Below are 21,566 nucleotides of genomic sequence, written 5' to 3' on the forward strand. Positions count from 1 at the left end.
GGGCGGCTTTTTTGTTTCATCATTGAAGCGAGGTGAGACTTTCTACTATCAACAATCTAATTGCGTATTTCCTGTTATTCTGAAGAGGTGCTTCTTAGTTCCTGATATTATATATTCCTTATTAAGGCTGAGTCGGGCCGCTAATATGAGATGCCGAGAAATTGGGGCTTTTCGTCGGTTTTTTTTATGATAAACGCCGTTGGATTATTGTGATATTATGGCTCGTACTGATTGAAGTACTGATTGCCATTTGAACTATCTGGACTGGCAGGGGAGGCCTTAAGGCTAACCAAACCACTGGAAAGGCAAGCAGATGGATAAAAGCCCTGACGCATTCAGGACGATTAGCGAAGTTGCAGAGGATCTTGATCTTCCGCAGCATGTTCTGCGTTTTTGGGAAACGCGTTTTACCCAGATTAAGCCTATGAAGCGTGGCGGCGGGCGCCGCTATTATCGCCCGCTCGATGTTGAACTGCTTAAAGGTATTCGGCATCTGCTTTATGATCAGGGTTATACGATCAAAGGCGTGCAGCGCCTTCTGCGCGAAAATAATGCGCAATTCATCATTGCTCTCGGTAACGGTGATGTACAAGCTATCGATGCGATTACGCGCCAGAAACAGGCAGCCGCTGAAAAGCAGGCGATGGAAAACGCCGCTGATAATGAAATGGCATTACCGAACGGCATTAAAGCGCCGCAACCAGCGCGCAAGCTGTTTGGCCTCTTGAAAGGCGAAGAAGACGGCCCGATTGGTGCTGATGGTAAGCGGGCCTCTAAAGACAATAGAAGTCTTTTGCAGGAAGCGCTATTTGACCTTCTTGAATGCAAGCGACTTCTGGATCAGGTTCGTTGATATCGAATAAAAAAGGGAGGCATTTGCCTCCCTTTTTTATGTTTTATGTCGATGACAATTTTAGTCCGATTATACCTGCAAGGATAAGCATCACACTTGTGATACGGAAAAAGCTCGCCGCTTCACCGAGAATGAAAATTCCCACCAGAAACGCACCAACGGCACCAATCCCGGTCCAGACGGCGTAAGCAGTGCCCAACGGAAGGGTTCGCATTGCAATAGAAAGCAGTGCGAAACTACCGATCATGGTCACAATGGTAATGACGCTGGGGGTGAGGATCGAAAATCCCTCAGATTTTTTCATGAAATAGGCCCATATGACCTCAAGGCCTCCAGCTATTGCCAGATAAATCCATGCCATTTTATTTTGCTCCTTGGATATGGGCCGTCCCATGATTGAAATAACGAAAGGTCGTCCTTTCGAGATAAAATTTCATTTTAATGGGAGGGGTGTTGCTCAGCATTGTGAAAACATAAGCTCGAATTACTGCCATCAACAGTTCACGCTGGCCGGCATTTTCGCGAGTTGTTTGCGAAACAAAGTCGTGGAGCATTTCGGCTGAAGATTGCAGACGCTCCGGCACAACTACAGTGCGACTTGAAGCAATAAACAAAGAACCTGCTGCAACCATGACAGTCAGCAGCTTATAGAGTGCAGAATTTTTTAAAACGATCTGTTGGCCAACCAGTGTGCCAAGCTCGACAATAGGTTTGATCGCGAATTGTTCTATAGGTCCAGTCACGGAACAGCCCTTAAATGGGGCCGTCCCCTATGCGAACACAGACGCGGGTCGTCCCGCGTACTCTTCAGATAGCTATGTTTTCTGCGGCAGACAAGTGTGGTGTCATCCGTGCTCTACGAAAACTTGATTGAGCTGCACTGGATCGACCCGCCATTTACGCTATTCTAACGGGCACCTAACAATTTGGAGACTGACCAATGGCACTTTCACGACGAAATTTTATTGTCGCTGCTTCCGCCGTAAGCGGTGGAATGGCTTTGGCCCCCTTCGAAAGTGATGAAGCGAAAGCAGAAACTACGTCGTCCAAAATTGAGAACCCAGGTTTTCATCGCTTCCAGTTTGGTGATTTTGAAATAACGACGCTGTCGGACGGGCGACGGGCAGGCGAGGCACCTGAGAGGACTTATGCCATAAATCAAGATCCAAAGGATGTTGCAGCCCTTCTCGAAGAAAATCTTCTGCCGACAGATCGCTTTGTAAACAGCTTCACTCCAGTTCTAATCAATACAGGCAAAGAACTTGTTTTGTTCGATACCGGAATGGGTGCAGGTGCTCGTGAAGCAGGGCAGGGCAAGCTTATCAGCGCACTCGAGGCTTCGGGCTATAAGGCGGACGATGTATCGCTCGTTGTACTCAGCCATTTCCACCCTGATCATATTGGTGGGCTTATGGAAGACGGTAAGCCTGCTTTTGCCAATGCGCGTTATGCTGCTGGGCAGAAAGAATACGAGTTCTGGACAGATCCAGCACGGCTTGAAACTCCCGCCAAAGGTGTTGCGCAACTTGTCGATAAGAACGTCAAGCCTCTTGCTGAAAAGATAACCTTTATCGACGATGGCAAGGATGTTTTGTCGGGCATTCGGGCAGTTGGAGCTTACGGTCACACGCCAGGGCATCTGGCTTTCCGCGTTGAATCGGGTGGAAAGTCATTAATGCTTATTTCGGATACAGCAAATCACTCGGTTATCACCCTGCAGCGCCCAGACTGGCATGTTTCCTTTGATATTGACAAGGAAATGGCGGCTGAAACCCGTAAGCGAATGTTCGATATGATTGCGACGGATAAACTTCCGTTTATTGGCTATCACATGCCGTTTCCATCGCTTGCATATTTGCAACGCGATGGTGAAGGCTATCGCTATGTGCCTGAAACTTATCAAATACGAACGACGTAACTCAAAGCTGGATTGCGTCTCAAAGTTCACAATTTTCTATTCCAGAGAAATGAAAACCTGGTGAGAAAACAAATAACTAGGGCATTTTATCGCCTTGGACTTTAGCTTATTTGCATGGATATGACGAGATATACTCCCGTTGCCCAAACTATTTTTGTAAAGTGAAGCTACCAATTAGTTAACAGGTTTTAACTCAATTGGGCCTTTATTGAAGCGCATTCTCTATCGTGCGGGGACAAGTGCTGAGCACTTTTCGTATCAGTATCTTACTCAGGAGGAATTGTCGTGAAAACAATACTCGCTTCGCTTGCAATATTGGGCTTCACCTCTTTATCTGCTTTAGCCGCAGAACCTGCCATGATGGGCGGGATGTCGTCAGAGAAAATGCTCGTGAATCCCAAAGGAATAACACTTTACACCTTTGATAAGGATATGTCGGGTAAGTCGGCGTGCGATGCAAAGTGTCTGAAGATGTGGCCTGCATTTTATGCGGAAAAATCCGCGAAGCCTGAAGGCGATTTTTCAATAGTTAAAGCCAGTGACGGCAAAAATATGTGGGCCTACAAGGGTAAGCCACTTTATTTTTATCATGACGATAAAAAGCCGGGCGATATGTCCGGTGATGGCAAAGGCGGTGTTTGGCATATTGTAAAATAGTTATGCTCGAACTTAAGTCCTTGTGTGATGAAGCGACCTTCGGGTCGCTTCTGTTTTAAGTGCGTGGCATGAATAGAATGATGCAAGTCCCTGCCAACGCAACAGTCGCACCAATAATGTCCCAGCGGTCAGGGCGCATTCCTTCAGCTGCCCATATCCATAAAATAGAAGCAACGATGTAAATGCCTCCATAGGCCGCATAAGCGCGGCCAGCTGCATCGCTTTCGATCAGTGTGAGTAAATAAGCAAACAGGGCAAGGCAGATAACACCGGGAATAAGCCATAAGGGGGATTTGTCGAGCTTAAGCCATGCCCAAAAGGAAAAACACCCTGCGATTTCAAATAAGGCTGCGGCGGTATAAATCAGGAGTTGCACTGTAGGTCTCTGTAGGGCTGATGATTTTTTAACTGGTATTTATATTCTAGCCCTGCACAGCCCCATATAATTCCGAACAATAAATAAAAGTGCCGCCAGTGATCGATGTCGATCACGTTGCTGATAAGCACGTGACCGAGATAGGTCGCATAGGCACAAAGTAAATAAGGTTGCCACGGGCGATTTCTAAATAGAAGTTTGAAACCAATTGCCAATGATAAGACGGTGAGCGTGATGAAACTCACAAAGCCTATCCAGCCGTATTCGAGAACAGCTTTCAGCCATGTATTATGAGTATCCTCGCCAAATAAAGGTGCGAATTCGAGCGGCCCAATTCCCAAAGGATGTTCGGTAGCGAGCCACATGCCAAGCCAGTGCCGCGCGAACCGCCCAAGACGCTCGCTATCATAACTCTGTTCAAGCTGAGCACGTTCAAAGAAGAATGTTCTGACGTCTGGAATTTGCAGCAGCAGCAAGATTGCAAAGATGATCATTACAACAGCGAGGGTGCCGATAACTACCAGCCGCAATCGAAGCTTGTTGCTTTCGCTTTGAAGAAACAGAACCGCAAAAATGCAAAGAAAGGAGAGGGGAGCCATTGCCCATGCGGCACGCGAAAACGATACAAGAATACCAAGCGTCAGAAAGCAGCAGAGTGGGATATATGCCAACAGATCACGTGGATTGCCGCGCATGATACGATATAGGCACCATGAAAATGGCAGTATCAAAAAAGGTGCGTAAACATTGGGATCCTGAAAAGCACCCTTTGCGCGGCCATAACGCGTGAAGATGTCGGCCCCCGGAAAGAGGTTGAGATAGCCTGCAATGCCAAGTGCTGACGAAATGAATGCAACCAGAAGATAGGCATTGAAGATTGTGTTTAGCCGTCGATAGTCTGCTTCAATGATTGCGGCATAGAACACCGCTGTGAAAGCCAGAAACAGCGAAACAGCAATATAGAGTGGTGCATTTTTCGTATCGGCCATTTGCATGACCGATAACATGCCACCAAAATTAAAAGCTGTCAGAAGAGCCAATAGAACCATGCTGGTGCGCGTCAGTCGCATTCCGAAAAGCAGGGCTACCGAAATAAGCCCGACCATATAGATTTCATAAGGCGCTGGCTCGCTCATTACGAAGCCGAGCAGAAAAACACCTAAGCCAATGCCGAAATTACTGATTATCCTGTTGAGCGCACGTTTGCCTGCAACGCTATGTGCAGGCAACAGACGACGCGTTTCTGAAACGCCGCCGGAGCTATGTGCGAGCGAACTCAATAAGCGTTTTCCGTATTCAGGAGCCGAACTGGCGTGAGGAAGAGTATTTTAAGATCAAACCAAAGCGACCAGTTTTCAATATAATAGAGATCATATTCGGTGCGCATGCGGATTTTGTCGTCATTATCGATTTCACCGCGCCAGCCATTGATCTGTGCCCATCCGGTGACGCCCGGTTTGACGCGATGGCGTGCAAAATAGCCATCAACAACCTCATTATAGAGGACATTGTGCGAGTGCGCTGCAATTGCATGTGGGCGAGGACCGACAAGTGACAGTGAACCCGTCAACGAATTGAAAAACTGCGGTAGCTCATCAATAGAAGCTTTGCGAATGAAACGGCCGACTTTCGTCACGCGCGGATCATTTTTCGTCACTGCGTTGCGTGCTGTCGGATCATTCTGGTCGGTATACATCGAGCGGAACTTCCAGACATTGATGACTTCGTTGTTAAAGCCATGGCGCTTTTGCTTGAACAGAACGGGGCCTTTGCTATCGAGTTTAATGGCAATCGCAGTTGCCAACATGATCGGCGAGAGCAAGACGATACCGAGCAGACTGAAGACAATATCGAAAATGCGTTTAGCGACTGAATCCCAGTCATTGATTGGTTTATCAAAAATGTCGAGCATAGGCACTGTGCCGATGTAGGAGTAGGCACGTGGGCGGAAACGAAGGTGACTGTTGACCGCAGACAAACGAATATCGACTGGCAATACCCAGAGCTTGTTGAGGATCGTCAGAATGCGTTCTTCCGCACTGATCGGCAGTGAGACGATAAGCATGTCGATGCGTGCAATGCGTGCAAACTCGATCAGCTCTTTGATATTTCCGAGCTTAGGATAACCCGCAACGATCGGAGGCGATCGCTTGTCATCGCGGTCATCGAAGATACCGCAAATGCGAATGTCGTTATCAGATTGTTGTTCCAGCGAGCGGATCAAGGCTTCAGCATTTGGTCCGCCGCCCACAATGACCGCGCGGCGCTCTAAAATGCCATTGCGTGCCCAGCGGCGTATTCTCCAGGACACAAACAATCTTGATATGATTAGGATAATCAGGCCGCTTAAAGCCCAGATCAAAAACCAGGCGCGCGAAAAGTCAGATGAAACCTTGAGCAAGAAGCCTGTGACAGCAACGGCACCGAGCACCGTTGCCCAACTGATGATGACTCGTTTGAGATGACGGCTTGGGCTGCGCAGGATGTTAATTTGATAGCCATTGTTGATTTCCATCAACAGCACAAACAGGCCGCCGCCAACGAGCATGATGAGGAAATAATAAACAAGATGCGGCGTCTGAAAGCTGACATAATATGACAGGCTTATTGCGCCTGTCAGAAAGACAATACCAAACTCAATGAGGCGAATGACACCGCTCAGCATGCTTGGCGACAGGTTGTCACGCGCATACTGCGCAGCCATCTGGCGCGCCATAGGGTTTAACTCGACGTGTTCTTTTTGTTTGGAACGATTCGTGCCGCTGACATTGTTTCCTTCTGTTTCGACTGGAGAAGGCGTATCGTTATCCCGCACGGTTTTACCCCTAATAATCAAAGTGCCAGACTATCTTAATGGCAAATCCTAAGGAAATTCTGATTAAAAGATGCTGATGGCAAAGAGATTGTCAGGAACGTGCCTCACGGTAAATCAATTCTATAGATTGTGCCATTGCATGTAGGCTAAATCGCTCGTGCAAGCGCGCTGCGTCAGGCATGGAAGCTCGAAAAATATTTTCATCGTTGAGAACTGATAGAAGCTTATCTTTGAGATGGGTTACGTCAGGTCGCATGAGTGCAGTGCTAGCTTTGCCGAAGATTTCTGGTATTCCACCAACATTGCTGGCGATGACCGGCTTGCCTGCGGCGAGAGCCTCAAGAACGATATAGGGAAACGCCTCTGCACGCGACGGTATAACCATGATGCGGCCGAGTGGAAACGCTTCGCGCGCGGCCATTCCCGGCAGAAAGCGGATCTGCTTGTTGAGATTAAGGTCGTTGGCGAGTGCGACAAAATCCTGCTTTTCGGCCCCGTCACCGATCATAGTGAGTGTCAGGCGCTTTCCATGATTGTCCCGGAGTTCGGCAAGCGCCCGGATTAGCAGGTCTGGACCTTTCAAATCGCGCATGGTGCCGACAAAAAGCAGATCGGTCGCGTTATCAGCTAGTGGCGTATGAACAAACTCGGCATCCGCCAAGCCATTATAGATGACCGCATGAAGATCATATGGCCTGCCGACCTTGTCTTCATAGGTTCGCTTCTCGAAGTTGGAAACGAACAGGATGGCATCGCTGAGCGGTGCCAGCATTTTTTCGGCCAGAAAAACGACACTGCCTTTGCGCGTTTTTCGGTCAAAATGCAGGCTGCCGCCATGCGGTGAATAGATACGGGCTACGCGAGACTTAAAAACCCGTAAGACTGAACCGAACAGACGCGCATAAACGCCGCCTTTGGCGCCATGTCCGTGTAATATGTCCGGCTGCAATTTCTTAATAATGCGATAGGCTTTGTATGCTGCTCTGACGTCGCCAAAGCCGATATGCCTTTGCATTGTAATGCGATGAATCCCAAGCGATAGCTGAGGCCGTAATTCTTCGAGAAGTGCATCCTCACGCGGTCCGCCGGTTGTGGCGTCACAAAGGATCCCGACTTCATGCCCATTGGCAGTCTGAACGCGGATGAGATCGCGGACATGACGGAAAAGACCGCCCGTCGGCTCCCGAAAACAATGGACAATCCGTAAGGGAGCCATGTTCTTTTCATCTGACATTGATCGCCATCAGAACAGACGTTCGCGCACATAAACCGTGTCGCCCGGCAAAATCGGATCAGAAATCAGAACGCGGCCTGTGATAACTTTGTCGTTAATTGTTCGCGTAACATCGACATTTTCCTGATTGGCGCGTGGGCTGAAACCACCAGCCGCAGCAATTGCTTTCTGCACGGTCATGCCGGGAACATAGGAATACTGGCCTGCACCACCGACTTCGCCCATGATGAAGATCGGGCGATAGCGATCCACTTCAACACTTACGTCAGGATCGCGCAAATAGCCGCCGCGAAGCTTGGACGCGATTGCACCTTCAAGCTGTTTAACGGTTTTGCCGCTGGCCGGAACACTGCCGATGAGTGGAAATGCAATATAGCCGGATTGATCGACGGAGTAACTGTTGGTGAGGCTTGCCTGTTCAAACACTGTAATGCGTACACGATCGCCCGCATTGAGTAAATAGGGCTCGTTAAGCGCGGCATGAAAAGCGTCAGGAGCAGGGCGATAGCTGGAGCATGCGGAAAGCGTCATTGCCGCAAGGCCGAGCGCAACAAAAGCCAAACGGCTTATGCGCTTTTTATGAGTTTTCTGCATAGTCATCTTCGCCTCGGTCTCTTCCGAAAAGCCTTGCCAAATTCAGCTATTCAGATGCGAACACCCAAATGTTGATAGATGATGTTATCGATTGATTAAGGTTAATGGCTGGTAAAGAACGCGAGTTCTTATGAAAAATCTTTCCCGGTACATGAAGTTACGAATGGTATGCAATTTAACCCTCTGGTTACCTTGTTCGTTTACCATTCTAAATGAAATTGGGATTGAAGCCGTTAGAAGGCGAGGGTGGTTGATCAGAAACCGCACATGCTGAGTATCGGACGGAGTGTCGGATGTCTGAAGTCGATAGTCAGTCGAGTGACGCTGATATTGATATTGGTGCACTTTTTACGAGCTTGCGCCGTAACTGGCTTTTGATTTTGGGTGGCGCTGCCATTATGGCGGTGCTGGCCTGGCTTCTTTGTTTGCTGATTACTCCTGATTATCGTGCAGAAACCCGCATTCTGATTGAATCGCGTGAATCCGTTTTTACACGTCCTAACGGTGAAACCACAGCTGAACGCCCGATGATGGATCCGGAGGGCGTGAAAAGTCAGGTCGAGGTTATGACTTCTGGCGATCTGCTCAAGCAGGTCTCCGATAAGCTTAAGCTGACAGACAATCCGGCATTTACCTCAATAAATATAAAGCCCTGGACGCGTGTCTTGATTCTCCTTGGCATGCGCAACAATCCTGAAAACCTGACACCGCAAGAACTCGTACTTCAAAAGCTGCGTCAGAATTTGCAAGTTTTTAACGTTACCGGTTCCCGCGTGATTGTTGTGCAATATACATCGCCCGACGCGCGGGAAGCGGCAGACATAGCAAATGCAGTTGCTGACGCTTACATCGCGTTACAAGAAGCTGCAAAACTCCAGTCGAATGACGATGCGACTGGCTGGCTTGCGCCAGAAATTGAAGATTTACGCGGTAAGGTTCGAGAAGCTGAAAAGAAGGTTGCTGATTACCGCGCCTCACAAGGGCTTTTGACCGGGCAGGCAAATAGCACTATTGCAACTCAGCAGCTTTCAGAGGTTGCGTCGGAGCTTTCACGTGTTCGGGCAAGCCGCGCAGCGTCAGAAGCGCGAGCGCAAAGCGTTCGGCAAGCACTGTCGGCAGGTATTTCTGTTGATACTTTGCCCGATGTTGTCGCTTCGGGAATGATGCAGCGACTTGCGGAGCGTCGCATTGAACTTAATTCGCAGATTGCTGACTTGTCGGTAACGCTGCTTGAAGGCCACCCACGCATCAAAGCTCTGCGTTCACAGCTTGCTGACCTTGACCGGCAGATTGGTGCCGAGGGCAGCAAGTTACTGACAAGCCTCAACAATGAGGTGAATGCTGCGAAACTGCGTGAGGAAGAACTCAATCGCGAACTTAATCGCGTGAAGGCGCAAGCAGCGCAGGCTGGTACGCAAGAGGTTGAACTGCGTGCGCTCGAGCGTGAAGCGACAGCACAGCGGCAGCTTCTTGAAACCTATTTGACCCGTTATCGCGAAGCTGCCTCGCGCACATTTCGCAATTATGTGCCAGCAGATGCACGGATATTCTCGCGTGCTGATGCACCCAGTGAGCCTTATTATCCAAAGGTACTGCCAATCGTCAGCGCAACCTTTGTTGCGGGATTGCTCATCTTTTCGATCTTCGTGTTGTTGCGTGAACTGTTCAGTGGTCGTGCTTTCATAACAGCCGATGGAAGGCGATATGCCGCCGCAGAAGAGATCGAAATGCCAGTGATCGAGGCTACGACGGATATGGCCTTTGAACAGCCTTCAGAAGAGGAGGTTGCGTCTGAAGGTCGGTCTGCAAGTCGCTGGACGTCGCCGTTCATGTCGGGCGCTCCGATCAGTTCGGAAGAAAATGAGGCACAAGTTCCAGATAGTCCCAATAGCGTAAAAAGCGTTGCTGATCGTCTTATAAATGGAAAGTTGAAGCGCGTGATTGCGGTTTCACCAGAGGGAGAGGAAGCCTCTGCATCGACGGTGCGATTGGTCCGTGAACTGGCAGATAGGGGTAACCGCGCAATCCTTATCGATATGACTGCCCACGGCACTCTTGGTCAGGCTATGCTTGAAAGTAGCAACGATACGGGTATCACCGAGCTTCTCTCGGGCGAGCGTCGTTTCAACGATGTTATCCATACAGACCATTTTTCGCAGGCGCATATCATGCCGCTTGGTAAGGTAGAGCCTGAGAGCGCGATGCGTTCGGCTGAACGCTTGCCTTATATTCTGGATGCGCTGGAAACCGTCTATGACTTTGTTGTGGTCGAGTGCGGTCCTTCTACGTCACGTCAGATACGGCGCATTGCGGACGGTCCGGCTGCAATCGTTATGAATATCGTTGACCCCGACGATAATGGCGTGGTTGCAGCAGCGCTCGATATGGATCAGGGCGGCTATGAAGACGTTATTATTCTAATGGAAAAGCCCGAATATGCGCTCTTCTGATTTCGATTCCTAATTAGAGGCTTAGCGCCTCACGGTGAATCAAATTCGCAACTGCTTAAATTAAATAATCAGCGTCCCGCCACTTTGCTTCGTAAACGTTTTACCAACTGCCACAGGCGCGGGTTTCCCTTGATCTTTGCAGCCAGCTTTTTCCGAGCGGATTGCAATACTGTAAAGGCCCGCCCTTTTAATGTGAGTGGAATAATGGTGTCGTACACGCAAGCCTCGATATCGCACCATTCACGCTTATAAGGTTCATCACCAATACCAAAACTGTAATGTGATAAGCCTGTATCACAAATACCCTTAATATCTTCGAAGAATAGAAATTCGCCGGGGCTGGCTGTTACCAGTTCATCGTCAGCAATCGCGTTGAACTCAACTGTTGGGCCGTTTTCTGAAAATACTTTGCCGATAATCGAGCGAGTTTTGCCATCGACCTCAAGGGCTTTAAGCTCGAACTCTCTTTTGTCACGGCCAATGGCATTTCCAAAAAGCTCTTTGAAAAAAGCCTGAATGGCAGAATCTGCAAAAGGGTTATTGATACCCATTTGCCGGAAACGATGTGCCTTAAGCGTAAAGAAGATATCGAGTATCTTGTCAGACTCACCACGGCTGCCGGGCGTATAGATGCGCCACCCACCATTTTCGTTGTAACGACGTTCGTGTTGCCGATGCTTTTTCAGTTTGCGCTTGGCATTGCCATGCTTGAGAACCGCGTCGAAACCCGCATCGAGTGATGCCGTCAGCACCGGATTATGGTTCTTCTCACTTTTTAGACGCAGCAGTGGATTAGAAAATCCCGAGAGTGAAGGCAATTGTCTCGTGAGACTGATAACATCTGTTTCAGGCTTTGCATCGCCAATTGCGACAACCAGAGCATAGACACTGGCATCGTCTATCGTGTGTGCCAGAGAACGATTGAGCCATGGGAAGTTGCAATTTGCGTGGGTGCCACCGGGATAACGCAGAATATGCGTGCCACTGACAATAACGGGTTCAAGCGGCGCCATTAAAACCGGAACATCGCCCATGCACAACACTGCAACAAAACTATCCGTATTAACGTGATCGAGCCATGTGTTGATCCAGTCGAAAGATTGCGCATTACCGTATAATGCATCGCATGACGACCATAGCGCACAAAGCTCTGCATAATCCGCTATGATATGCGGCGTAAGACAGGCTTTTGCAGTGTCGGTCACGTCAATATGCCTCGGTCAACGCATCAATGACGCTTCTGGCGTGGCGACTGCGCCATCCACCAGATGATTGCCATCGCAGGCAAAACCCAGAGCAGTCCGGTTAAGAAGAAATAAAGCAGATGCACCCATGCCGGTGACTCCGCCAGCTGTGCAACAGCGATTATCGTCGCAAAAACTGCATAGATGATCACAAGGGCTACAAGTAAAAATGTACCTATGAGTTTTTTGAGCCGAACGGGCATGTCTTTCTCCCTCTTTCCATTTCTCACTAACGCGTGAGGACAAGCAAAGGAAGCGAAAACGCGTCGGCTTGTCGCGTGAACTTGTCTTGTAACTGCCCCACCTATGCGGCATGTATCCCCTTATATGATATTGAAGGATAAAATGGCATGGCGGCAGTTTCGGTTCGACAAGAAGGGCAGGGTGCAACGCGATCGGCAGAAGATAGTAATCGTCGGCTGATCCGCTATTGGCTCTACGCAGTTTTTGTCGTGCTGATTGCGATTGTCATGGTTGGTGGTGCAACCCGCATGACGGGCTCAGGCCTGTCGATCACCGAATGGAAGCCAATCCATGGCGTTATTCCGCCGCTCAACCATGCCGAATGGCTGGAGGAGTTCGATAAATATCGGCAGATTCCACAATATCAGCAGATTAACAAAGGCATGTCACTGGAAGCCTTCCAGTCGATTTTCTGGTGGGAATGGGCGCATCGTATGCTGGCCCGTTTCGTGGGCTTTCTGGTCGCTATTCCGCTTGCTTTCTTCTGGCTGACTGGCCGTCTTAACACGACACTGAAATATCGTATGCTCGGACTTCTCGCATTGGGCGGTTTTCAGGGCGCTATCGGCTGGTGGATGGTGGCTTCGGGCTTAAGCGAGCGCACGAGCGTTAGCCAGTATCGCCTTGCAATCCATTTGACGACTGCCTGCCTAATTATTACCGCTGTATTTTATATTGCGCGCGGTTTGGTGAAATATACCGAACGACCCGCAGAGCGCGCGATCCAGCGTTTCGCAGGATGCCTGGTATTTGCCGTGCTTGTACAGATTTATCTTGGCGGGCTGGTCGCGGGTCTTCATGCGGGCCTGACCTATAATACATGGCCATTGATGGATGGTGCGATCATCCCGTCCGATTTGTTCATTCAGTCGCCGTGGTGGATCAATCTGTTTGAAAACCCGAAAACGGTGCAATTCGTGCATCGCATGTTTGCTTATACAGTCGTTGTTTTGGCCATCCTGCATTTGGTGCAGGTCTGGAAACATGCGGCAGGAACCACTCATGCGCGTCGCACAATTGTCCTGCTGGGGCTTATACTCGTGCAAGCTGCCATTGGCGTTGTTACGCTTCTCATGAGCGTGCCGCTTGATCTGGGGCTAACACATCAGTTTGTGGCACTGATGGTTCTGGCCTTTGCTGTCGCCCACTGGCGTGCAACCAAGGGCGCTTATCAGGAATAAAAAAAGCCCGGCTTCAAGCCGGGCTTTTCATTTAAAATCCCATCATTTGCCAAGCATCAGGTTCATGTTTTGAACCGCGGCACCAGATGCGCCTTTGCCAAGATTGTCGAGCAGAGCCACGAGGTTGACTTGATTGTCGCCTTCGGTGCCAAACACAAATAGCTTCATGCCGTCCTTGCCTGCAAGCTCTTCCACATCAACGCGCGAAAGCTTGCTGCTTTCTTCAAGCGGAACCACTTTCACAATATCCTGATCGGCATAATGGGCGGTCAGAGCTGCATGGATATCCTTGAGCGATGGATTGCCTTCAAGTTCAGTCAGAAACAGCGGAACCTGAACAATCATACCCTGCGGGAAACGACCCACGCTTGGGGCAAAGATCGGACGGCGATCCAGACGGCCATGCAATTGCAGCTCCGGCACATGCTTGTGATGCAGCGGCAGACCATAGAGAAAGTTGTTGGATGCCAGATGCTCTGGATGGTTTTTATCTTCCATCTGCGCGATCATTTGTTTGCCGCCACCCGTATAGCCCGAAACGGCATTAACGCTGACCGGGTAATCTGCAGCCAGTAGACCAGCATCGCGCAATGGGCGCACCAATGCGATAGCACCTGTCGGATAGCAGCCGGGATTGGCAACGAGACGTGCTTCCGCAATCCGCTCGCGCTGGCCTTTGGCAAGCTCTGCAAAACCATAGGCCCAGTCCGAATGAATGCGATGCGCGGTTGATGTATCGATAATCCGTGTTGCGTTATGGCCTTCAAGCAGCGCGACGGATTCTTTAGATGCATCATCTGGCAGACAGAGAATTGCGATGTCGGCGGCGCGCAGATAGTCGGCGCGCAAATCCTTGTTGCGGCGCTCGGCTTCCGGGATTGAAATCACTTCAAGATCGTCGCGTTCGGCAAGGCGGCTGCGGATTTGCAGACCAGTTGTGCCGTGTTCGCCGTCGATGAAGATTTTCGGTTTCATGCGCTTTGCCTTTAATTTCAGAAAGTTACATCAATATTCGGAATCGATTTTTCAGCTGCTTGAATCAGTTTCTGAGCTTTATCTATCGTCGTCGTGCTTTTTGTTCAGCCAGCAATCCAAGATAATACATTGCGATTGTGGCACCTGCGATTGCCGTTATATCAGCATGATCATAAGCCGGTGCAACCTCAACAACGTCCGCACCCACAAAATCAAGCGAAGTGAGCTTACGAAGCACGGAAAGCATTTTCGCAGACGAAGGGCCACCGGCAACAGGCGTTCCTGTTCCTGGCGCAAAGGCTGGGTCGAGGCAATCAATGTCGAAAGTTAGATAGGTCTTCTTGCCAGCGGTACGCTTGAGAATTTCGTCAGCAATTGCCTGCGCCGACATATCCTCGACTTCGTGACCATAAATGATCTTGATGCCGCAATCTTCCGGCGCGTGTGTGCGAATACCGACCTGGATCGAATGTTCGGGGTCGATAATCCCGTCACGAACGGCACGCGCGACGAAAGAGCCGTGATCGATGCGTTTGCCATCGTCGAACCACGTATCCTGATGTGCATCGAATTGAACGAGCGCCAGCGGGCCATATTTTGCAGCATGAGCTTTGAGCAGGGGCCACGTCACGAAATGATCGCCGCCAAGCGTTAGCAAAAATGCATCTGATTTGAGGACTTTTGCGGCTTCCCGCTCGATAGTCGCTGGCGTCTTATAATGATTGCCATAATCAAGCAGGCAATCACCGTAGTCGATGACAGCAAGGTCTTCAAACAGATCGCGCTCGAATGGATATTGCGGATCATTGTCGAAAATTGCTGATGCACGCCGAATGGCCTGCGGACCAAACCGTGCGCCCGGACGATTAGAGACCGCCGCATCGAACGGAATGCCCCAAACAACAGCTTCGGCGCCTTTTAGCGACTTGCTGTAAACACGCCGCATGAATGACAATACACCCGCATGGGTGGGGTCAGTGGCAGCACTCGTCAGGCTACGAGCGGTGAAAGCATGGTCAATCGTTTTTGAGGGCATGGCCGTCTCCCGGATGGCGTTACAACTCTCATAGCGCTTCATGAAGCAAAATGGGAGATTGCTTTATGCAGTTTTCGCATCAAAACCGTAAGCACGTTCTACACGCGCAATGCGAACGCAATAAGTTTCATACCATTGCTGACGACCGAGCTTTTGCGCCAAAAGATGATCGACGTCGCGCTTCCATGCGCGAATACTGTCTTCATCGACCCAGAATGAATTGGTGATGCCAAAGCCTTCTGCATCGCGTGCACTTTCAACACCAATATAGCCGGGCTGCTTAGCAGCAAGTTTTGCCATGCGGTCTGCCATTTCACCATAGCCGTCGTCATCGCCCAAGCGCTGCGACGAAAACGAAACAACGAAGTAGGGTGGTTGTGGTGTTTGGGCGAAGTGTTGTGATGACATTGACTAATTCCAGCTTTTTTTAAGACAGCTCATAACAAAAAAAGCGGACCCGAAGGTCCGCTTTTCTGTAATTCCAAAGCGATAAATATTAACGCTTCGAGAACTGGAACGAACGGCGAGCCTTGGCCTTACCGTACTTCTTACGTTCAACAACGCGGCTGTCACGGGTAAGGAAGCCGCCCTTCTTAAGAACCGTGCGAAGGCCTGGTTCGTAGTAGGTGAGTGCCTTGGAGATGCCGTGACGAACAGCACCGGCCTGACCGGAAAGACCACCACCAACAACGGTAGCAACAACATCGAACTGACCAGCGCGGTTTGACGCGATAATTGGCTGCTGCAGGATCATCTGCAGAACCGGACGTGCGAAATACGCAGCAAATTCTTTGCCATTTACAGTGATCTTGCCGGAACCTGGCTTGACCCAAACGCGAGCAATCGCGTCTTTACGCTTGCCGGTCGCATAAGCGCGGCCCTGAGCGTCGATCTTCTGGACGTGAACTGGAGCTGCGGCGGAGGCCGACGCTACGCTGCCGAGTTCTTCGAGCGAGTTGAGCTGCTCAGCCATGATTATGCATTCCCTTTGTTCTTGCGGTTCAGCGCTGCAACGTCCAGAACTTCTGGCTGCTGAGCTTCATGCTGATGTTCTGCACCTGCATAAACGCGCAGGTTTTTCATCTGGCGACGGCCAAGAGGACCGCGTGGGATCATGCGCTCGATAGCCTTTTCAAGAACGCGTTCTGGGAAACGGCCTTCGAGAATCTGGCGAGCAGTACGTTCCTTGATGCCACCTGGGTGACCAGTGTGCCAGTAGTAAACCTTGTCGGTGTACTTCTTACCGGTAAGAACAACCTTGTCAGCATTGATGATGATGACATTGTCGCCATCGTCAACGTGTGGAGTGAAAGTTGCTTTGTGCTTACCGCGCAGGCGATTGGCGACGAGTGATGCGAGACGACCGACGACGAGACCTTCTGCGTCGATCAGAATCCACTTCTTCACCACTTCGGCTGGCTTCTGAGAAAAAGTTGCCATTGAAGTCTTCCTTGACTAATCCCTGACCTTGCGATCCGGGCTTTTCTTGTTGCTTGTTTGGTTCTGCCTGTCTTGATGACAGCCGACCGTGAGAACACACGAAAGCGAGCTTTCATATGGTCTGGGCGGGTCGATACACAAACTAAGACAAGCCGTCAAGCGTTGTTTTTATATCAATCTTTTAAAAATGCAATAAAAACAATGGCTTATAATATTGGTATTATAATACCGTAGTTTTTAACGAGGTGGAATGGAATAAGTTGCGGTCGCATGCGCAATAAGTTCACCGGTTTCGCTGCTCATCATGCTTATCTCCAGCACCGCGAGGCGCTTTCCAAGCTTCAGAATCCTTGCAACAGCTTCCACTGTGCCGGGATTGGCCTTGCGCAAAAAATTGATATTAAGATTGGTGGTCACTGCCAGCGCCACAGGCCCGATATGGCCGAGAATTGCTGCATAGGCAGCGACATCAGCAAGCGCAAACAGTGAGGGACCGGAAACTGTACCGCCTGGCCGCAGATGCTGATTATCTGCATGTAGGTGCATTGTGGCTGATCCGTTATCAAGAGAGACAATCTCGAAACTTTCATCAAGCTGCGGAAACTCGCGCTTCATGAAAGCTCGCAAATCTTCAAGGCTCATGACGGGGCCTAGGCTCGTGTTGTGTGCGGCACTGATATTCATTTTCTCTCCCTTATAATAATGAATAGGGTGAGTGGGTACGACCTTGCAAGTCAGTCGTGCGGTATGTTTACATCCAATGTGTCAAAGCCGCCTTTGGAGGACAGATATGCAGGCATCTTCCGATAATGAGATTCGCGATATTCTTCGCACCGTCAAAGTGATTGCATTGCTTGGTGCATCGCCAAAGCCGGAGCGCCCCAGCAATAGCGTGATGAAGTTTCTGCTTGATCATGGCTATTATGTTATCCCGGTTAATCCGGGGCAGGTGGGAAAGATCATCCACGGACAGCGCGTGGTAGGGCAGCTTGCTGACATTGATGAGCTGATTGATATGGTCGATGTATTCCGCGCTTCTGATGCGCTCCCGGGTATTGTTGACGAGATTCTTGCTTTGAAAAAACGACCTTCAGTTTTATGGACGCAGCTTGATGTGATTCATGTTGAAGCTGCTAAAAGAGCCGAAAGTGAAGGTATAAAAGTTGTCATGGATCGCTGTCCGGCTATCGAATATCCGCGCCTCATAGGGTGAGTTAAAATTGTAGAATTAATTTCTGCGATTTGAGGCTATCACGCAAAATCCTCCTTTGCTTTCTTGCAGCCAAAGCCTAACGTCCGCTCATATCATATGGCATAGGCTGTCAGGAGGAACTCATGTCTAAACGCTCACCCGGTATCGAAACCTTGGCAATTCACGCTGGCGCAAAGCCGGATCCGACAACGGGCGCGCGTGCCACGCCAATCTATCAAACGACTTCGTTTGTGTTTGACGATGCCGACCATGCTGCGTCTTTGTTTGGCCTTCAGGCCTTTGGCAATATTTATACGCGTATCACAAACCCAACCACTGCCGTTTTGGAAGAGCGCATTGCAGCACTTGAAGGCGGCACGGCAGCGGTCGCAACGGCTTCGGGCCATGCAGCACAATTGCTGGTGTTTCATACACTGTTGCAACCAGGTGATAACTTCATCGCGGCACGTCAGCTTTACGGCGGTTCGATCAACCAGTTTGGTCAGTCGTTTAAATCATTCGGCTGGCAGGTTCGCTGGGCGGACGCAACCAACCCAACTGATTTTGCTAAGCAGATCGATAGCAAGACGCGCGCAATCTTCATTGAAAGTTTTGCTAATCCAGGTGGTATTGTCATTGATATAGAAGCCATTGCCGAAATCGCACATAAGCACGGCCTGCCATTGATCGTCGATAACACGCTGGCGTCGCCTTATCTCGTGCGCCCGATTGAGCATGGCGCCGATATCGTTGTGCACTCGCTGACAAAATTCATCGGCGGTCATGGCAATTCGATGGGCGGCATTCTCGTTGATGCTGGCACATTCGATTGGGCCAAGTCAGGCAACTATCCGCTTCTGACAGAAGCACGGCCTGATTATGCAGGTCTCGAACTGCACAAAACATTCGGTAATATCTCTTTTGCTATTGCTGCACGCGTGCTTGGCCTTCGTGATTTTGGCCCTTCGATTTCACCTTTCAATGCGTTTCAGATTCTAACGGGCGTTGAAACATTGCCGCTGCGTATGCAACGTCATGTGGATAATGCTTTGAAGGTCGCTACATGGCTGCATGGCCATGAAAAAGTGTCGTGGGTTAATTACGCAGGCCTGCCGCATGATAAATATCATGCACTTCAGCAGAAATATTCGCCGAAGGGTGCCGGTTCTGTTTTCACCTTCGGTCTCAAGAGCGGTTATGAAGCTGGCGTTAAATTCGTCGATAGTCTCGAACTTTTCTCGCTGCTGGCCAATATTGGTGACACCCGTTCGCTCGTGATTCACCCAGCCTCGACCACGCATCGTCAGTTGACCGACGAGCAGAAGGTTGCAGCGGGCGCTGGCCCAGATGTTGTGCGTCTGTCTATCGGTATCGAAGATGCAGATGATATTATCGCTGACATCGAACAGGCACTTGCAAAGGTCTGATAGGATGAGCCAATTTCTCAGCTTTGAGATCAATGGTGTGAAACCTGAAGAAAGCGCTCCGTTACCGGAGCGCGTTCTTTCAGGCGATCCACGATTCCTCACATGGAATTTTGAAGAAAGCGCCGACGGCAGGCTATTCGCAGGCATATGGGAAAGCACGCCGGGAAAATGGCGCATCGAATATGACGAATGGGAATATTGCTATATTTTGTCTGGACGAACGATTGTGACGGAGGAGGGCGGTGAAAGCCGCGAGGTTGCAGCTGGCGATCGCTTTGTTATTCGTCCTGGCTTCAAGGGAACATGGGAAGTTATTGAAACGACCCGCAAGGACTATGTGATCCGGCTCTAAGGTCTATGTAGATATGCCCACCATTTGGCAGGCCGTTAAGAGCAGGGATTCAGCGCATTCAATATTCTTTGTCAATATATAGAATTAGCTTCAATTTTCGATCATTGAAGGATAAATTGTCATGACTAGAATTTTCTAAAATGGGACAATGCATGTCTTGTACTGATTTTGGGAACTTAGACGTGTGGCAACCGGTGCTGGAAATGCGCAAGGGGTCAACCAAACACCGGCTTTTGACTGAAAAGATCGTTGAAGATATCGATACGGGTGTCCTGAAGCCTGAAACACGAATGCCGACGCATCGTGATCTTGCACACAAACTTGGTCTATCCGTTCAGACCGTGAGTATCAGTTACAAAGAGGCGGAGCGACGCGGTTATCTGCGCGGCGAGGTTGGACGCGGTACTTATGTCTGCAACCGCGTCACCGAGCGTGCTGATCGTTTCATGCTCGACCGGGACCCAAGTGGAGCTGCTGATCTTTCCATCATTCGTGCAGTTTATATGGGTGCGCATGAGCGCGTCTCGCGAAAACTGTTTGAAGAGATGAGCCAGTCGGACAATGCAAGCTTCATGCGGCCTTGTCGTCCGATAGCGGGGCTGGATCATCATCGCAATGTGGCAAGCGATTGGCTGCGCGGCCTGTCAGTGGATGTAGACCCGAACCGCATCATCATCACAAATGGCGCTGCGCATGGGCTTTTTCTTGCAGTTGCGGCGGTTGTACAGCCGGGCGAGGTTGTTCTAACAGAAAGCCTGACGGATCATGGCATTATCGGTATGGCAAATGTGCTCGGCTTTACCTTACGTGGATTGCCAACGGATCGCGAAGGCATTTTGCCGGACGCTTTTGAAGCGGCATGCAAGGCTGGAGATGTAAAAGCGCTGGTACTTATTCCAACGCTTGGAAATCCGACCAGCCATCTGATGAGTGCGGAAAGACGCATCTCTGTTGCCAATATTGCCCGACGATATGGTGTTTTTGTTATTGAGGATGAAGTCTATAAGCCTATCCTCGAAGAGCAACTGCCATCAATGCCGGAACTTTTGCCTGAATTGGGTTTCTTTGTCACCAGCTTTACCAAAACGGTCATGACCGGCTTGCGGACCGGCTATCTTGTTGTCCCAGCCCATTATTCCATTCGCGTTACATCAATCTTGCGCGTCACGAGCTGGAGCGGTGTTAATCTGGTCGCAGAAATGGCCAGCCGCTGGGTTGAGGACGGGACCGCTTCGCAATTGCTTGATATTCAACGCAGCGAATTGCGCCTGAGACAGGCATTGGTGAGCGATATTCTTGGGAGCCATGTCGCAGGTAGCAATCCGCTATCTCTATGCGCGTGGTTGCAAATTCCACGAAACTGGTCGGAGGATGGGCTGGTGAGGGCGCTGGCCAATAAAGGTGTTGCGGTTACACCATCAGAACCGTTTATTGCCGGTGGGGATCGTAAAAATGGCGGCATCCGCATTTGTCTGGGCGGAAGGCTTTCACGTTCTTCCTTGCAAATTGCTTTGGAGACAATTCGCGAGACTTTTGCGCAATTACCTCCCGTTTATGATGTGAGTTCCATCGCCTGAAT

General features: G+C 50.0%; 24 protein-coding genes. 9 read left to right on the plus strand and 15 right to left on the minus strand.

Going from position 1 to position 21,566, the window contains the following annotated elements; translation table 11 throughout:
* Nucleotides 1-313 precede the first annotated feature (313 nt).
* Nucleotides 314-853, plus strand: coding sequence for a MerR family transcriptional regulator (locus RI570_RS10295; RefSeq protein WP_250039617.1), 540 nt, complete (start codon nt 314-316; stop codon nt 851-853).
* A 43-nt stretch (nt 854-896) separates the two neighbouring features.
* On the opposite strand, the gene sugE is transcribed toward RI570_RS10295, so the two are convergent.
* Together sugE and RI570_RS10305 are read right to left on the minus strand one after the other, a co-directional pair.
* Nucleotides 897-1,214 (minus strand): quaternary ammonium compound efflux SMR transporter SugE, encoded by a 318-nt coding sequence (sugE, locus tag RI570_RS10300; RefSeq protein ID WP_313828324.1) that lies wholly within the window; start codon nt 1,212-1,214, stop codon nt 897-899.
* A gap of 1 nt (nt 1,215) precedes the next feature.
* Nucleotides 1,216-1,596 carry a hypothetical protein gene (locus RI570_RS10305; protein ID WP_313828325.1) on the minus strand — a complete coding sequence of 127 codons (381 nt, stop codon included), beginning with the start codon at nt 1,594-1,596 and terminating at the stop codon, nt 1,216-1,218.
* A gap of 197 nt (nt 1,597-1,793) precedes the next feature.
* Here RI570_RS10305 and RI570_RS10310 point away from each other — a divergent pair, with 197 nt between their 5' ends.
* Both RI570_RS10310 and RI570_RS10315 read left to right on the plus strand, forming a co-directional pair.
* Nucleotides 1,794-2,771, plus strand: coding sequence for an MBL fold metallo-hydrolase (locus tag RI570_RS10310; RefSeq protein ID WP_313828326.1), 978 nt, complete (start codon nt 1,794-1,796; stop codon nt 2,769-2,771).
* A 285-nt stretch (nt 2,772-3,056) separates the two neighbouring features.
* Nucleotides 3,057-3,428 carry a hypothetical protein gene (locus RI570_RS10315; RefSeq protein WP_313828327.1) on the plus strand — a complete coding sequence of 124 codons (372 nt, stop codon included), beginning with the start codon at nt 3,057-3,059 and terminating at the stop codon, nt 3,426-3,428.
* 55 nt (nt 3,429-3,483) lie between these two features.
* Here RI570_RS10315 and RI570_RS10320 read toward each other — a convergent pair whose 3' ends face one another.
* The 5 genes from RI570_RS10320 to RI570_RS10340 form a co-directional block, all read right to left on the minus strand.
* The gene (locus RI570_RS10320) at nt 3,484-3,804 is read right to left on the minus strand and encodes a YnfA family protein (RefSeq protein ID WP_313828328.1); all 321 of its coding nucleotides are present in this window, start codon (nt 3,802-3,804) and stop codon (nt 3,484-3,486) included.
* On the minus strand, nt 3,792-5,084 hold the full coding sequence (locus RI570_RS10325; protein ID WP_409558636.1) for an O-antigen ligase family protein: 1,293 nt from the start codon (nt 5,082-5,084) through the stop codon (nt 3,792-3,794). The genes RI570_RS10320 and RI570_RS10325 overlap by 13 nt, the downstream gene beginning before the upstream one ends.
* Nucleotides 5,081-6,619: an undecaprenyl-phosphate glucose phosphotransferase gene (locus RI570_RS10330; RefSeq protein ID WP_313828329.1), complete on the minus strand. Its 1,539-nt coding sequence runs from the start codon at nt 6,617-6,619 to the stop codon at nt 5,081-5,083. The genes RI570_RS10325 and RI570_RS10330 overlap by 4 nt, the downstream gene beginning before the upstream one ends.
* Before the next feature lie 91 nt (nt 6,620-6,710).
* Nucleotides 6,711-7,853, minus strand: coding sequence for a glycosyltransferase (locus RI570_RS10335; RefSeq protein WP_313828330.1), 1,143 nt, complete (start codon nt 7,851-7,853; stop codon nt 6,711-6,713).
* Nucleotides 7,854-7,862: 9 nt separating this feature from the next.
* Entirely contained in the window at nt 7,863-8,447 is a 585-nt protein-coding gene (locus RI570_RS10340) for a polysaccharide biosynthesis/export family protein (RefSeq protein WP_313828331.1), read from the minus strand.
* A gap of 293 nt (nt 8,448-8,740) precedes the next feature.
* Between RI570_RS10340 and RI570_RS10345 the strand changes: the two genes are divergently transcribed.
* Entirely contained in the window at nt 8,741-10,897 is a 2,157-nt protein-coding gene (locus RI570_RS10345; protein ID WP_313828332.1) for an exopolysaccharide transport family protein, read from the plus strand.
* 68 nt (nt 10,898-10,965) lie between these two features.
* Here the strand turns inward: RI570_RS10345 and RI570_RS10350 are convergent, their stop codons facing one another.
* The gene (locus RI570_RS10350) at nt 10,966-12,102 is read right to left on the minus strand and encodes a GNAT family N-acetyltransferase (RefSeq protein ID WP_313828333.1); all 1,137 of its coding nucleotides are present in this window, start codon (nt 12,100-12,102) and stop codon (nt 10,966-10,968) included.
* 23 nt (nt 12,103-12,125) lie between these two features.
* The gene (locus RI570_RS10355; protein ID WP_313828334.1) at nt 12,126-12,344 is read right to left on the minus strand and encodes a DUF2842 domain-containing protein; all 219 of its coding nucleotides are present in this window, start codon (nt 12,342-12,344) and stop codon (nt 12,126-12,128) included.
* A 147-nt stretch (nt 12,345-12,491) separates the two neighbouring features.
* Here RI570_RS10355 and RI570_RS10360 point away from each other — a divergent pair, with 147 nt between their 5' ends.
* Nucleotides 12,492-13,565, plus strand: a complete 1,074-nt coding sequence (locus RI570_RS10360; protein ID WP_313828335.1) for a COX15/CtaA family protein — start codon at nt 12,492-12,494, stop codon at nt 13,563-13,565.
* A gap of 42 nt (nt 13,566-13,607) precedes the next feature.
* On the opposite strand, the gene argC is transcribed toward RI570_RS10360, so the two are convergent.
* The 6 genes from argC to RI570_RS10390 form a co-directional block, all read right to left on the minus strand.
* Nucleotides 13,608-14,540, minus strand: a complete 933-nt coding sequence (gene argC / locus RI570_RS10365; RefSeq protein ID WP_313828336.1) for an N-acetyl-gamma-glutamyl-phosphate reductase — start codon at nt 14,538-14,540, stop codon at nt 13,608-13,610.
* An 82-nt stretch (nt 14,541-14,622) separates the two neighbouring features.
* The gene (gene speB / locus RI570_RS10370; protein WP_313828337.1) at nt 14,623-15,576 is read right to left on the minus strand and encodes an agmatinase; all 954 of its coding nucleotides are present in this window, start codon (nt 15,574-15,576) and stop codon (nt 14,623-14,625) included.
* Between the two features lie 63 nt (nt 15,577-15,639).
* Entirely contained in the window at nt 15,640-15,984 is a 345-nt protein-coding gene (locus RI570_RS10375) for an antibiotic biosynthesis monooxygenase (protein WP_313828338.1), read from the minus strand.
* Nucleotides 15,985-16,072: 88 nt separating this feature from the next.
* Nucleotides 16,073-16,549 carry a 30S ribosomal protein S9 gene (gene rpsI / locus RI570_RS10380; protein ID WP_250039637.1) on the minus strand — a complete coding sequence of 159 codons (477 nt, stop codon included), beginning with the start codon at nt 16,547-16,549 and terminating at the stop codon, nt 16,073-16,075.
* 2 nt (nt 16,550-16,551) lie between these two features.
* A complete protein-coding gene (rplM, locus tag RI570_RS10385; RefSeq protein WP_007874511.1) occupies nt 16,552-17,016 on the minus strand; it encodes a 50S ribosomal protein L13 in 465 nt (154 codons plus the stop codon).
* Nucleotides 17,017-17,253: 237 nt separating this feature from the next.
* Nucleotides 17,254-17,700, minus strand: coding sequence for a PaaI family thioesterase (locus RI570_RS10390; RefSeq protein WP_313828339.1), 447 nt, complete (start codon nt 17,698-17,700; stop codon nt 17,254-17,256).
* Nucleotides 17,701-17,806: 106 nt separating this feature from the next.
* On the opposite strand from RI570_RS10390, the gene RI570_RS10395 reads away from it, so the two are divergent.
* From RI570_RS10395 to RI570_RS10410, 4 genes are all read left to right on the plus strand, one after another.
* A complete protein-coding gene (locus RI570_RS10395; RefSeq protein ID WP_313828340.1) occupies nt 17,807-18,229 on the plus strand; it encodes a CoA-binding protein in 423 nt (140 codons plus the stop codon).
* Nucleotides 18,230-18,351: 122 nt separating this feature from the next.
* A complete protein-coding gene (locus RI570_RS10400) occupies nt 18,352-19,635 on the plus strand; it encodes an O-acetylhomoserine aminocarboxypropyltransferase (protein ID WP_310010429.1) in 1,284 nt (427 codons plus the stop codon).
* Nucleotides 19,636-19,639: 4 nt separating this feature from the next.
* Nucleotides 19,640-19,987: a cupin domain-containing protein gene (locus RI570_RS10405; RefSeq protein WP_313828342.1), complete on the plus strand. Its 348-nt coding sequence runs from the start codon at nt 19,640-19,642 to the stop codon at nt 19,985-19,987.
* Nucleotides 19,988-20,139: 152 nt separating this feature from the next.
* Nucleotides 20,140-21,564 (plus strand): PLP-dependent aminotransferase family protein, encoded by a 1,425-nt coding sequence (locus RI570_RS10410; RefSeq protein WP_313828343.1) that lies wholly within the window; start codon nt 20,140-20,142, stop codon nt 21,562-21,564.
* Nucleotides 21,565-21,566 lie beyond the last annotated feature (2 nt).

The organism is Brucella pseudogrignonensis, assembly GCF_032190615.1.
Classification (GTDB): domain Bacteria; phylum Pseudomonadota; class Alphaproteobacteria; order Rhizobiales; family Rhizobiaceae; genus Brucella; species Brucella pseudogrignonensis_B.

Coding starts and splice junctions, on each gene's coding strand:
- argC (WP_313828336.1), bottom strand. CDS start 14,540: ATGAAACCGAAAATCTTCATCGACGGCGAACACGGCACAACTGGTCTG.
- speB (WP_313828337.1), bottom strand. CDS start 15,576: ATGCCCTCAAAAACGATTGACCATGCTTTCACCGCTCGTAGCCTGACG.
- rplM (WP_007874511.1), bottom strand. CDS start 17,016: ATGGCAACTTTTTCTCAGAAGCCAGCCGAAGTGGTGAAGAAGTGGATT.
- RI570_RS10345 (WP_313828332.1), top strand. CDS start 8,741: ATGTCTGAAGTCGATAGTCAGTCGAGTGACGCTGATATTGATATTGGT.
- RI570_RS10405 (WP_313828342.1), top strand. CDS start 19,640: ATGAGCCAATTTCTCAGCTTTGAGATCAATGGTGTGAAACCTGAAGAA.
- rpsI (WP_250039637.1), bottom strand. CDS start 16,549: ATGGCTGAGCAGCTCAACTCGCTCGAAGAACTCGGCAGCGTAGCGTCG.
- RI570_RS10410 (WP_313828343.1), top strand. CDS start 20,140: ATGTCTTGTACTGATTTTGGGAACTTAGACGTGTGGCAACCGGTGCTG.
- RI570_RS10355 (WP_313828334.1), bottom strand. CDS start 12,344: ATGCCCGTTCGGCTCAAAAAACTCATAGGTACATTTTTACTTGTAGCC.
- RI570_RS10310 (WP_313828326.1), top strand. CDS start 1,794: ATGGCACTTTCACGACGAAATTTTATTGTCGCTGCTTCCGCCGTAAGC.
- RI570_RS10390 (WP_313828339.1), bottom strand. CDS start 17,700: ATGAATATCAGTGCCGCACACAACACGAGCCTAGGCCCCGTCATGAGC.
- sugE (WP_313828324.1), bottom strand. CDS start 1,214: ATGGCATGGATTTATCTGGCAATAGCTGGAGGCCTTGAGGTCATATGG.
- RI570_RS10335 (WP_313828330.1), bottom strand. CDS start 7,853: ATGTCAGATGAAAAGAACATGGCTCCCTTACGGATTGTCCATTGTTTT.
- RI570_RS10400 (WP_310010429.1), top strand. CDS start 18,352: ATGTCTAAACGCTCACCCGGTATCGAAACCTTGGCAATTCACGCTGGC.
- RI570_RS10360 (WP_313828335.1), top strand. CDS start 12,492: ATGGCGGCAGTTTCGGTTCGACAAGAAGGGCAGGGTGCAACGCGATCG.
- RI570_RS10375 (WP_313828338.1), bottom strand. CDS start 15,984: ATGTCATCACAACACTTCGCCCAAACACCACAACCACCCTACTTCGTT.
- RI570_RS10395 (WP_313828340.1), top strand. CDS start 17,807: ATGCAGGCATCTTCCGATAATGAGATTCGCGATATTCTTCGCACCGTC.
- RI570_RS10295 (WP_250039617.1), top strand. CDS start 314: ATGGATAAAAGCCCTGACGCATTCAGGACGATTAGCGAAGTTGCAGAG.
- RI570_RS10340 (WP_313828331.1), bottom strand. CDS start 8,447: ATGCAGAAAACTCATAAAAAGCGCATAAGCCGTTTGGCTTTTGTTGCG.